This is a genomic window from Candidatus Caldatribacterium sp., assembly GCA_014359405.1.
Lineage (GTDB): Bacteria > Atribacterota > Atribacteria > Atribacterales > Caldatribacteriaceae > Caldatribacterium > Caldatribacterium oleiphilum.
This window is the reverse complement of the sequence record JACIZN010000058.1, coordinates 1-11,578: the sequence shown is the minus strand read 5'-3', so window position 1 is coordinate 11,578 and position 11,578 is coordinate 1. Positions and strand designations below refer to the sequence as shown.

Below are 11,578 nucleotides of genomic sequence, written 5' to 3'. Positions count from 1 at the left end.
TAGGAGGCGTGGTGAGCCTTGAAATTATCTTGGGACTGATTATAGCTGTAATTATTGACCAGAGAGCCAATCGATTTCTTAAATATTTCCTAAGGACCGCCTATTTTTTCCCCTATGTTATCTCTGCTACGGCTGTAGCATTGGTGTGGCATCTTCTTCTAAACCCTGACCTTGGTATTGTCAATTATTATCTTGGGAAGCTTGGAATCGGCCGGATCAACTGGCTTTTCTCTACTCAGTGGGCACGAGTTTCTGTTATTCTCGTTGAAACTTGGAAAAACGTAGGATTTTACGTCGTAGTTTTTTTAGCCGGCCTTCAGAGCATTCCTCAACAGCTTTACGAGGCTGCTGAGGTAGATGGAGCAGGTAGGCTGCAGCAATTCTTTCACATCACCCTTCCTTTGCTTTCGCCCACGACTTTCTTTCTTGTTGTCATTGGCCTTATCAACGCTTTTCAAGTCTTTGATATGCCTTATGTTCTCACCAGGGGGGGACCAGGTGGTGCTACGCGCACGGTTGTCATGTACATTTACGAGACAGGGTTCCGTTTCTTTAATATGGGTTATGCTGCTGCCGTATCTTTATCGCTCTTTGCATTTATAGCTGTGTTCACCTTTATACAGTTTAGGATGAGCGAAAAATGGGTTTTTTACCGTTGAAGGAGTGCTCTAAAGTGGCAAAGGATTTTTTGAAGCTTGCAAAGGGAAGATGGTTAGATCTTGTCTGGGAGGTTTTGAGCTATTTTGTGCTCTTTGTGGGTGCATTGATTATCATCACGCCCTTCGTTTGGATGCTTTCTACGTCTTTTGGAACAGCCGAAACTGCCTTTTCGTTGCCTCCACGTTGGATCCCAAACTTCTTTAATGTACGACCATATCGTCAGCTACTCGAAGCCACGCCCTTTCTGAGATACATGTGGAACAGCTTTAAAGTTTCTTCGCTCATTACTCTTGGACAGCTTATTACTTGTTCCACAGCAGCCTACGCGTTTGCACGTATTCGCTTCAGAGGTCGTGACTTTATCTTCTTCTTGCTGCTCTCGTCGATGATGATACCTATCCAAGTTACTGTCGTGCCTCTCTTCATTTTAATGCGAGGTATGGGTCTCTACGATACCCATGCCTCGCTTATCTTGCCAGTAACCATCAGCGCTTTTGGAGTCTTCCTTTTGCGCCAGTTTTTTTTGACAATACCCGTCGAGCTCGAGGAGGCGGCGCGAATTGACGGGGCTTCCTACTTCACGATCTATTTGAGAATCGTTTTACCCCTTTCTGGATCGGCTCTTTCCACGCTGGCAGTGCTTTGTTTTCTGTACTTTTGGAACGAGCTTTTTCGCCCCCTAATATTCTTGAGCTCTATAGAGAAATACACTATTCCCTTGGGGTTAGTAATGCTTAGGGGACAGCATGATGTGGGGAGTCCCATTCGGTCTATGGCTGCTGTTACACTTGCTATTATCCCAGCAGTGATTATTTTTGTTCTTGCTCAGCGGTACCTCGTTAAAGGGATTACGATGACTGGCCTTAAGGAGTGAATGACGACCTGTCTTTGTCCTAGCTGTGGGCAATAAGAATACAGAAGCAAGAAGTTACTTGGAAGAGTGCGTTTTCTGCGTGTGGGAAAATATGGCTTTTCTCGTTTTGGGCAATTTGCTTTTCCTGGCTTTCTGTATTCCACCATTCATCTTTCTCTTAGTTGGTGAAGTGTTTTTCTCCCTGGGAATTGCCTGTTTCAGTGTAATTCCTGCTTTCTCTGGATTACTGCACTTTGTGGCTAAAATTATTCAAAACAAAAAACCTGCTATGAGAGATTTCTTTCTTGGAGTTTATCGTTTTTATGGACGTAGCATAGTGCTTGGAAGTCTTGGGATTTTTTCTTTTTCTTGGCTTTTAAGTGTTTTTCCCTATGGAGAGGAGGGACTCAGCCTCGCAGAAGTGTGTTTATTTGTCCTTTCTCTTTTCAGCTTTCTTTTTTTGGTTATCCTGTCTGTTTATGCTGTTCCTATTATGGTTTTTTGGGATCTTACTCTAAAGAAAGCGCTTATCCAAGCGCTTATTCTTACCTCCCATTATAGGATTCCTACCGCTGGAATACTTAGTTTGGGCTTTCTAGTTGCACTTCTCGCGTGGTGGACGAAGCTAGGTCTGTTAATAATTCTGCCCTCGGTGTGGGCAGTTTTTCTGTGCAAGCTAGTGGTTAAGTTGTCTCAAGACTTGGCTTTTTCGGATTCCGAGTAATGTTTAGTGAAAAATGTGCTTATGGGGTAGCATGTAGTGTTCCTTTGGGAAGTCTTTCTCCTGAAAGTCGCTACACGAGGAGATCTGTGACGAAGGTTTTAAGGACTCCCGTAAGAGGACCTAAGAATTAGCGCAGATTTTGGAAGCACACACGAGAAGAACCTGTTAGGGCTAGCAACCGTAATGGCAGTCTCCTTACCCTTGATTGTTCAGTGGGGAATTTCTGACTTCCCTTGCGCAAGGGACTGTTTCTGAAACCGAGTAATCTGTGTTTTGCGTGGGTCACGTCCCGTCAATAGGTGTAAATTTTGGCCTCCCTTCAGGTCAGAGTCTATTAGCCAGCGATAGCTGTTGCCGTCCTGGCCAAATCAGCAGTCTCGTGTCCGCTGTCTGCTGCCTCCTCGTAAAGTTTGGACATGGACTCGGCGCTGAAGTATCACCGTAGCGCCAGCCACTCGTCCTGCTCTCCTCCAATATTGCGCCTAAAAGCCGCAGAACCGACCTCACATTCGGAGAGATCCCGACGACGTCGCAGCGCCGCGCCAACTCACGGTTCAGACGCTCTAGGACATTGGTGGAGTGTATCCGGCGCCGGTGTTCGTCCGGGAACGCCATGTAGGTCAGCACTTCATCGGCAGCATCGCGCAGCATGGTGGCCACCTGCGGGAACCGACGCTCAAGGTTTCTTGCCACCTGCTCTAACTGGTGCCGGGCCGATGCCTGATCTGGCTGGGCGAACACCGTTCGAACCATTGCTGCCACCATTGACTGCGCGTGCTTGGGTACCCGCGCAAGCAGGCTCCGCATGAAGTGAACCCTGCAACGCTGCCAACTGGCCCCGGACAGCACCTCACTGATAGCGCGTTTCAACCCTTCGTGGGCATCGGAGATGACTAATTTCACTCCCCTCAAACCTCGAGCCACAAGACTCCGCAGAAACTCCAACCAAAACTCGTAGGTTTCGGCCGCCCCTACATCAAATCCCAGTACCTCTCGCTCGCCTGTCTCTCGCACTCCAACAGCAATGACAGCAGCCACGTTTACCACACGGTCATCGATGCGCGCCTTGAGCACCTTTGCGTCCAGCCATATGTATGGGTGCTCTCCCTCTAAGGGACGGTTCCGGAACCGTTCCATGCGCTCATCTAACTCTGCGCAGATGCGCGATACCTCACTCTTGCTGATGCCTGTTATCCCAAGTGCCTTCACTAGTTCATCGACCTTTCTCGTACTGACCCCATGCACGTAAGCTTCCTGCACCACGGCCAAAAGTGCTCGTTCAGCCCTCCTGCGGGGTTCCAGCAGGCTGGGAAAGTAACTGCCTTTCCTCAGTCGCGGTATCCGCAATTCGATGGACCCCACCCTCGTATCCCACAGGCGAGTGCGGTATCCGTTGCGGTATGTGGTGCGGTTGGAAGAACGTTGGTAACGTTCCGCTCCGACCTTCTCGCTCACTTCCAGCTCCATCAACTGCTGCACAAGCCAGCGAAGCCCCTCCTTCAGGGCATCCATCTCGGGGTCTCCCTGGTACTTACGAAAGAGTTCCATTAATGCTATCCTAAAATCTGGGGTCACTGGTGAATCACTCTCCTTCCTTAGTGTTCTTTTCCAACCTGAAGGAAAGGCGCCAGTGACCTCTTTTGTCAAGGAACCCATTCGCCACCCAGTGATTCATACGGCTTTTTACACCATCACCTGGGATTCTAACGCAACGTGCTTGTCGTTGATGCCTCAGGTATCGTACGCTACATCTTCGCAGGCAAGGTCCCCGAGAGCGAAAAGGAAAAGCTCTTCGCGTCTCTCCTTGCCTTAGGAGAGGGAAAGAATCCTTAGGGGTTCTTGCTGACTCTGCACCCTCTGGTGGGTGATATCACCCACCAGAGGGTTTCCAAGGAGAAAGTTACCCCTCGACCTTGGCGCGGAGAATCCCCCAGAGGGCAAGAATGGTTCCCAGGATGATGAGGATGTCCCCTACGGCCATAACCGGAGGGACATGGACCCAGCCGAAGATGCTTGCGAGTACCATACCGATGATGAGGAGGATTCCAAGAAGGACTTTTACTTTTCCAGGAAGCACCATGTGGGGCATGAGAAGGGCAATAAAGAGCGTGAGGAAGGAAAGGCAAAGCGCATGGGCATGAGCCGATGTTTTGTGCTTCCAGGAGGCTTGAAGTTCAAGGAATCGAGAGAACTCCTGAGCTTCGATGGCAGCCTGGATTTCCTTAATGTAAGCGGTGGAACGGACGCCAAGGTACACCCCAAGAAGGCAGAAGAGGATAATCCAAGAGAGACCAAAGATAAGGAGTGTCTTCCTCATCCTCCATACCCCCTCCTTTAGAGGACCGAGTTTGACACGTGTATTATAACTCGGCTGGTAGGAAAGATTGCAAATCGGGGTAATGTCAATTGTTCAGGGGATAACGCTGTGAAAAGAATAGGTGTAGCATTTACCTCATTGTCTTCCGATTTGTGTGCTCTTTCCAATCGGAGCGAAGGAGCGATCTGAAAGGAGGTGCGGTACCAAAGAAGCCCTTGTTGCTATTTTGTTTTTGTTCCGGTCTTTTGGCAAGCTGATATATTTCGTCCGCCGAACGATGGGGAACCGTTTTGCAACTCCCTTCGGAACATCAGGAGGAAAACAAGCGGCTTCTTCGGATTTCCCACAAGATAGCCTGGTAATCGATGGATCCGGCTTCAATTCCATCACTCTTCTCCTCTAAGTCACGGGTTAATGCTTCATCGGTAAACTCTGGAAAGTTGGAACGAAGCCATTGGTGTGCTTTCTTTCCCAGCTTTGTTGCAAAGAGAAACCCATTTCGCTCGACGATGTAACCTCGCTCAAGGAGTGTTTGGACAATCTTGGCGTACGTTGATGGCCGTCCTAAACCATGTTGTCGCATCTTTTCAATGAGGCTTCCTTGCGTAAAAGGGGGAACTTTGCTGATAAAGCGAATCTGTTTGTCCACGATTTTCGCATTTGGTGAAACCTTTTGGACTTGGAGCGGCAAGACGATGCTGAAACCTTCCTCAAAGACTTCAGTGGTGATTTTCCACTCCTTTTGCCATCCGTCTAAGTTCAGTGTCACTTTTGCCCTGCGAACTCTTGCCGGTTTCATTTGAGAGGCTAAGAACCTTCGAACTATCATCCCGTAGAGCCTCAGGGCAAGCTTAGGATTACCAAGTGCAATCCGCCCGATTGAAAGCCAAAATCTTAAATCGTTTTCTGTTAAAGGTCTTGTCGGGCGGATGCATTCATGAGCCCCCTCAGTCCCATATCGGCGTGGTTGGAATAGAGATTGGTCATAGTGTCCTTTGAGGAGTTCTTCGGCGACGCGCAGACCCGCGTCTCCCACCCGGATGCTATCTGTGCGGTGGTAAGTAATAAGGCCCCGTTCGAACAAGTCCTGAAGAACGTTCATCACTGTACCGAGTGGAGCAAAAGAACCCGCTTCGGCGAGAAGCGTGCCAGTATGATAGGGCGGTGGTGGGTCGAGCATTTCTTCTCCTAATTCGGTTACCGAAACTTTTGCTCGTTCCAGTTGCTCAAATAGCTTCCTCGCGAGTGGAATATCATCTTCTTCAAAGTCGAGCTTGGTTTGCAACTGTGTCTCGGGTTCGAGAAGGTGAACCGTGATACGAGCTTTCTTTCGTCTCGATAACTCTGTCCTTTCGATGACCCACCCGAGGACTGGTGTTTGAACTCTTCCTGCGGAAAGATCGTACCGGTTGAAAGCATGCCACAGCTTTTGGGACAGCTCGAATCCAACCCACCGGTCGAGAATGCGACGGGTCATTTGCGCCTTGACTAAGTTATGCTCAATTCCCCTTGGCGATTGGAGAGCCTCAAGGAATGCACGTCTTGTGACTTCGTGGAATTCGGCCCTGAGAATGCGAGAGTTGAAGGGTTTAAGAGCAACTAAGAGATCGTAACCAATTTTCTCTCCCTCAGCATCTGGGTCGGTTGCGATAACAATTTCGTCAAACTGAGTTGCGATCCGTTGCAGCGCCTTTATGAGCGCCAGCTTGTCCCGTTCCGGTGGTTTTCCACAGGAACAGACGTCTCTCGTTGTTTGTTCGCCGCACTGTGGACACAGCTTAATGGAGCCGTAAACAGGCAAGAAGGTCCCGTTAACCTCAAGTACTCCATAGATTCCCTCATCTTCAACCAAATCGAAGACATGTCCAAGAGATGCGGTCACAGCAAGGAGTCGATCGCCCGTTGCGACTTCCCAGGTGGATAGTCCATCAACGATTCGTTGCTGTGGGGTTCCGAAAAATTGCGCTATAGTTCGGGCTTTATTTGGGGACTCAACGATAACAAGCGTTGTCTCGATCTCCGGTCTGGCCAAGGTCTTTTCTTTGGGTTTGAGATTAGCTGCTATTCCCTTTGCTTGGAGTACGGCCCTTATATGTTCTCGATCTCTGTCGACTTTTTCCAGCTCCGCCTTCCAATCGACTTGCTCGGCGTCAACAAATGTGACTTCGTCGTGGAAAAGCTTGAGCCTTCTTACCAGGCTGTTGAACGCCTTCTTGTCCCAGGCGATTATAAGACTCAGCCCACGGCTTATACCGCCTGGAAAGAGCCTCGAGGTCCGTCCAGACCCCTGCAGGTATGTTGCAGCATCACCCAGGGTGATGAAGAACTGACCGTTGCGCTGGCAGAGACCCACTGTCTCTGATGCCTCCAGTTTCCCGAGGGTGGTTTCCTTGCCGAACTCCTGGTTGAGGTAATCGGCAATTTCCTGCATCCTCTTTGGAAGAGGCTGGTCGGGATGGATGTGTCGGTACTGACGCATGATAGAGAGGTAGGCGTCGATTCGTGCCGTATCGTCGCTTATCTCTCGTAGCGCAAAGAGTAAACCTGTGAAGTTGTGTGGATTGTTCACTGCCACAGGAAAGGTCATCTTTGGAACATCGAGGAAAATAGCGTAGCGAATAGTCTCTGGTAAGTCCACGCCGCGAACCAGGGAGCTCGTTGCGTGGGCTTTTCCAACTGCTACCTCAACCTCACCTCGTTGGAAGGCATCAAGGTCTAAATCGTTGTAAGGTGCTGCGTTGATTCCTTCATTCTGGAGACAATCGATGATTTCTGCAATTCCATCCTGCCCTAATTCTCTGGGTACGAACACCAGCCCTCCCTTACCGAAGCGCTTAATCCAGTAAACAAGCTTCCTCTTTGCATCATTGGGGTCGCTCGCCCATTGCACTGCGTCACAGATATTGCGAATGGTTACTTGTGCTGGAACAATCTCGAATCCCAATAGTGCCCGGAAGAGGGCAACTCGCTTTGTCTTCGGTCTCAGAGTCGCAGACGATACGACAAGAACACCCTTGTAATGAGGACCTGGTTCTCTTCTCTCTCCAAAGTCTCTTGGGATTTCCCCTGTCTCTTCTTCCTTTCCGCCTTGAGGTGCTCCAGAAATTCTCTTTGCCACCTGCTCCCAAGCTGTCCTAATTTCTTCCTCGGAGAACCCAAGTAATTGCAGGACCTTGTCGACATTGCGGCCTGACTTGACCAGCGAGTCCACGTCATCAACAAAGACGAAGTCGAACCGTTTACCTTTGAGGAGGTTGAAGCTGGTTGACAGGAACATATTCGTGGTAACAAGGACCTCATAATCTTGCAATTCGATCGCCCTTCGTTCTTTTGCCCGTCCAAGGTAACCTACAACCTTCTTGTTCCCAAAGGCCTTGGAACGCTCGATAACCTGTTCGACGAGTACCCTTGTCGGAACAATGATGTATGCGGAACCGGGCAGAAAATGAGCCATTGCTATGCCGAAGGTGGTCTTACCCACGCCTGTTGGCGCGATGAGCGAAAAACTCTCGCCCAGAAATACCCGCCGGGCCCAGGCTCGCTGCAGCGACCAAGGCTCAAAACCGAGGACCTGGCAGAAGAATTCCTCAAAAGCTTTCTCGGTCCTGCGGAGGTTGCAAACCCACTGGTAACCCTGGAGTTTCCCCCTTTTTTGCAAGAGTTCGCACAGCGACGTTTTGTCCCCTGTTTCTGGTTCTTCCGGTAGACATTTCTCGCAAGCAAGTCCTTTTTCGAGACGTTCGGCAGATATTCGCTCACCACAATTCGGACAAAGATTTCGGAAAATCGCAAGCTCCATGTAAGGGGACTCCTTTGTTAGCCTTTATTTGCTTTTTAAATTGTATCAGAGGATAAGCTCTTTTCATCGCAGGTAGAGCGACTTGTACTTTGAAGGACAAGAGATTGCTTGGAATAGGAGGTACGACCTTGCAAATGGCAACCCAGACGGTCCCTGTGAAGATTGGTGCTTCGGGGGCAAGAACTTGACCCTGAGGGTCCTTGGCGTAGCGGCTTGTGAATTTGCGCAGGTACGAAAGGAAAGTTATCATGCTGGAAGAGTACGAACGCAAGAAGGAGGGTGGGCGATGACTGCTTTTCTTGATGTGGCTCGGAGAACGGGTGTGACGGTGAGGGAAGAGGAGGGAATTGTCTTCTTCGAGGGTCCCCATGCGGGAAAGAGGAAGCCCCAAGGACCTCTTGCGGGAAAGCGCATCGGACTCCTTGTGGCAAGCGAATTCAGCGACTTCCAGGCCTATTACCTTGCCGAATACCTGAGCGAATTCGGAGGCTTGCCGGAGTTTCTCCTTGTCGATTGGGTAACCTGGAAGTGGACCCGACCCCACGTCAAGGGAAAGGGTGTCACAGGAATGTGGGATATGAGCGTTGATCCTATTCCTACTCTGGGTCAGGACCGTTATAGCTTCAAGCCCCTAAAAGAAGCGGATCCCAAGGACTACGATGCTCTTATTGCCCTTGGGGGACACTCAGCGGACGTCATGATGACGGAAGACAAGGTTTTGGCTTTTGTCAGGAACGTTGCCGAGCGGGGAGCCGTTTTGGGGTCCATCGGTGACGGTGCTCTGGTCCTTGTGAGTGCAGGGATCCTTCAGGGGAAACGGGCAACGGGGAGCAAAATTGCTTCCTTTCTCATTGAGCGCATTGGAACTCTCGAGGACGCCCCTGTAGTTCTCGACGGCACGATTCTCACCGCTCGGGACACTGTCGATACCCCACTTTTTGTCCGGAAGCTCTGCCAGTACTTTGATCCTTCCTTTTCGGATGAGCGGGAGGGAATCCTCAAAGGAAAACGGGTGGTCATCGTGGCAGGAGAGGATTTCGAGGATGTGGAGCTTGTTGTTCCTGTCCTTGAGTTTCTCTTCCGGGGTGCTGAGGTGACCTTGGGCACGTTTAAGGCTCCTCTTCGCTCTCGGCCACCTCTTCTTGGGCTTGAAGTGGTGGTGGGAAACTTTGGGGTTTCGGTGCCCCTCCAGGAGATTCCCTTGGGGTACTACTCCGTTGCCCCTCTTGAGGAGATTCCTTCCGAAAGAATCGACCTCGTTATGGTCCCCGGGGCCTTCTGTCCCTGGAACTGCATTGTTGCCGAAACCCCTCTAGTTTTCCTGCGAAGGGTCTACGAGGCTGGGAAAATCGTGGCCGGGATATGCCATGCCCCAATTGCCTTAGCAGCTGCCCGACTCCTTGAAGGGAAAAAGAGTGCTGGCTGGCTCGCCTGCAAAGATGCGGTTCCCATCATGGGTGGGACATACAGCTTCGAGTGGTCTGCAGTCATCGATGGCCGAGTCGTCACCGGAAGGGTCCCCGATGACGTTCCCGAGTTCATGGACGCCATGACGGAGGCACTGCTACGGCAAGCCGAGAGTTAGCCCCCTTTCCAGAAATCCCTCTCGGGAAGGAGGTCTCCAGTTCCCTTCGGCCGTAGAGCCTCGGGGTACGGGCGGAAAAAAATCTGGCGGGCGAGGTAGGGTTCTTCAAAACGGATAATCCAGGATTCCACAAGACTTGTGAGGACAGGAAAGGGGACGTAGCCTCGACGGAAATCCTCAAGGAGGCGAAGGAAGAACTCTTTTTCCCGAGGCGTGATTTTATCCTTGAAGTAGCCAAGGACGTGGTAGAGGACATTGGTAACGAGTCTGCGGTTCATGGCTTTCTGTATAGCCCTGTAAAAGTGCTCTTTGTACACTTTGAAGGCATGTTCTATGTTTTCCTTTGCCTGGGCGACAATTTTCCCAAGGATTTGCGTTTCCCTCTGGTGGTGGGCAAGGAGGAAGAGCTTGTAGCGGTTGTGGAAATCCACGAGTTTCCCAAGGGATTTTGTCCTTAGGGTTTCTTCAAGGTCGGCCAGGGCAAAGATTTTCTGGAGGAAGTGTTCGCGGATGGCAAGATTCTCAAGGCGCTTCTCGCTTTCGACAGCAAGGTGAGGGTACTTTCTGAGCACGGCTTCGGCAAACAGGCCGTTTCCCAGGGCGAGGACTTTTCCCTGAGGTGCATGGATTTTGGTGTCTTTGAGACCACAGGAGGGAGATTTCGCTTTGAGGATGAAACCCTGGATTCCTTCAAGATTGAGAAATGTTTCCGAAAAATGTTCCATAGCCTCGGCGAAATCTCTTTCGGTCCCTTCTTCAAGTAGGTATTTCCTTCCCCTTTTGAGGACAATTCGGATGGGCTTTCTGGGGATGCCAAGACCGATTGCCACTTCTGGACAGACGAGGATGAAATCAACGTAAGGCGCGAGGGAGCGAACGAATGGGTCTTCAATAATTGCTCCATCGTAGCGGCAGGGAGCAAAGCCGAGGCATTTGCTCACCACGATTCTCGGTCGGGGAAATGTCCGGACCCAGAAGATTTCTTCGTGCATTGCTGCGCCCCCTTTACTCCTTCACCCGGAGACGTTCCCGGTAACTTGAGTACTCGGGAACCAAACGCTTGTACTCCCCGTGCATGAGAGGCGAGGAAATGAGAAAATCCGCTGAGGCCCGGTTGCAGGCAATAGGAATGTTCCAGACCACCGCAATACGGAGGAGAGCTTTCACATCGGGATCGTGAGGCAAGGGCTCCAAGGGGTCCCAGAAGAAAATGAGGAAATCGATTTCTCCTTCGGCGATTTTTGCCCCGATTTGCTGGTCTCCTCCAAGAGGCCCGCTTTCGAGTTTCACAATGGAAAGACCGAGTTCTCGCTCGAGAATCTCCCCCGTTGTTCCCGTGGCGTAGAGCTTGTGCCGAGCCAGTGTCCCGCAGTTGAATTTTGCCCACTCCAGGAGCTCTTCCTTTTTGTTGTCGTGGGCTATGAGGGCAATGCTTTTTTGAGCTTTCATGGGGATTTCACGGTACTTCATGGCGTTCCTCCCTTTTTGCGAGCTTCCACAGCCATTGTACCATGGGTATAATGGAGGTGTTATGGACGCACAAAAGCTTTACGAAAAAGGGGAAGAGCTCCGGGCGGCTTCCCGGTTCCGGGAAGCAAGGGAGGTTTTCGAAGAGGCCCGGCGGGTGGTGCCTCAGGAGG

General features: G+C 50.7%; 8 protein-coding genes and 1 pseudogene. 4 read left to right on the top strand and 5 right to left on the bottom strand.

Annotation, left to right across the window (positions count from 1 at the left end; translation table 11 throughout):
- The first annotated feature begins 11 nt into the window (after positions 1 to 11).
- From H5U36_05855 to H5U36_05845, 3 genes are all read left to right on the top strand, one after another.
- The gene (locus H5U36_05855; protein ID MBC7217665.1) at positions 12 to 659 is read left to right on the top strand and encodes a sugar ABC transporter permease; all 648 of its coding nucleotides are present in this window, start codon (positions 12 to 14) and stop codon (positions 657 to 659) included.
- 14 nt (positions 660 to 673) lie between these two features.
- Positions 674 to 1,534 (top strand): carbohydrate ABC transporter permease, encoded by an 861-nt coding sequence (locus H5U36_05850; protein ID MBC7217664.1) that lies wholly within the window; start codon positions 674 to 676, stop codon positions 1,532 to 1,534.
- Between the two features lie 91 nt (positions 1,535 to 1,625).
- The gene (locus tag H5U36_05845) at positions 1,626 to 2,237 is read left to right on the top strand and encodes a hypothetical protein (protein ID MBC7217663.1); all 612 of its coding nucleotides are present in this window, start codon (positions 1,626 to 1,628) and stop codon (positions 2,235 to 2,237) included.
- Between the two features lie 439 nt (positions 2,238 to 2,676).
- Here the strand turns inward: H5U36_05845 and H5U36_05840 are convergent.
- From H5U36_05840 to rgy, 3 genes and pseudogenes are all read right to left on the bottom strand, one after another.
- Positions 2,677 to 3,812, bottom strand: a pseudogene (locus H5U36_05840) (IS256 family transposase).
- A gap of 325 nt (positions 3,813 to 4,137) precedes the next feature.
- The gene (locus tag H5U36_05835; protein ID MBC7217662.1) at positions 4,138 to 4,554 is read right to left on the bottom strand and encodes a hypothetical protein; all 417 of its coding nucleotides are present in this window, start codon (positions 4,552 to 4,554) and stop codon (positions 4,138 to 4,140) included.
- Positions 4,555 to 4,864: 310 nt separating this feature from the next.
- Positions 4,865 to 8,353, bottom strand: coding sequence for a reverse gyrase (gene rgy, locus H5U36_05830; GenBank protein MBC7217661.1), 3,489 nt, complete (start codon positions 8,351 to 8,353; stop codon positions 4,865 to 4,867).
- Between the two features lie 286 nt (positions 8,354 to 8,639).
- On the opposite strand from rgy, the gene H5U36_05825 reads away from it, so the two are divergent.
- Positions 8,640 to 9,938, top strand: coding sequence for a DJ-1/PfpI family protein (locus H5U36_05825; GenBank protein MBC7217660.1), 1,299 nt, complete (start codon positions 8,640 to 8,642; stop codon positions 9,936 to 9,938).
- Here the strand turns inward: H5U36_05825 and H5U36_05820 are convergent.
- Positions 9,935 to 10,930, bottom strand: coding sequence for a DUF1722 domain-containing protein (locus H5U36_05820; GenBank protein ID MBC7217659.1), 996 nt, complete (start codon positions 10,928 to 10,930; stop codon positions 9,935 to 9,937). The two genes, H5U36_05825 and H5U36_05820, sit on opposite strands and share 4 nt — an antisense overlap.
- Positions 10,931 to 10,943: 13 nt before the next feature.
- Positions 10,944 to 11,408, bottom strand: coding sequence for a methylglyoxal synthase (locus H5U36_05815; GenBank protein MBC7217658.1), 465 nt, complete (start codon positions 11,406 to 11,408; stop codon positions 10,944 to 10,946).
- Positions 11,409 to 11,578: the final 170 nt, after the last annotated feature.

What these genes read in the sequence shown, in the direction of transcription:
- H5U36_05845 (MBC7217663.1), top strand. Translation starts at nt 1,626, where the DNA reads ATGGCTTTTCTCGTTTTGGGCAATTTGCTTTTCCTGGCTTTCTGTATT.
- H5U36_05835 (MBC7217662.1), bottom strand. Translation starts at nt 4,554, where the DNA reads ATGAGGAAGACACTCCTTATCTTTGGTCTCTCTTGGATTATCCTCTTC.
- rgy (MBC7217661.1), bottom strand. Translation starts at nt 8,353, where the DNA reads ATGGAGCTTGCGATTTTCCGAAATCTTTGTCCGAATTGTGGTGAGCGA.
- H5U36_05825 (MBC7217660.1), top strand. Translation starts at nt 8,640, where the DNA reads ATGACTGCTTTTCTTGATGTGGCTCGGAGAACGGGTGTGACGGTGAGG.
- H5U36_05820 (MBC7217659.1), bottom strand. Translation starts at nt 10,930, where the DNA reads ATGCACGAAGAAATCTTCTGGGTCCGGACATTTCCCCGACCGAGAATC.
- H5U36_05815 (MBC7217658.1), bottom strand. Translation starts at nt 11,408, where the DNA reads ATGAAGTACCGTGAAATCCCCATGAAAGCTCAAAAAAGCATTGCCCTC.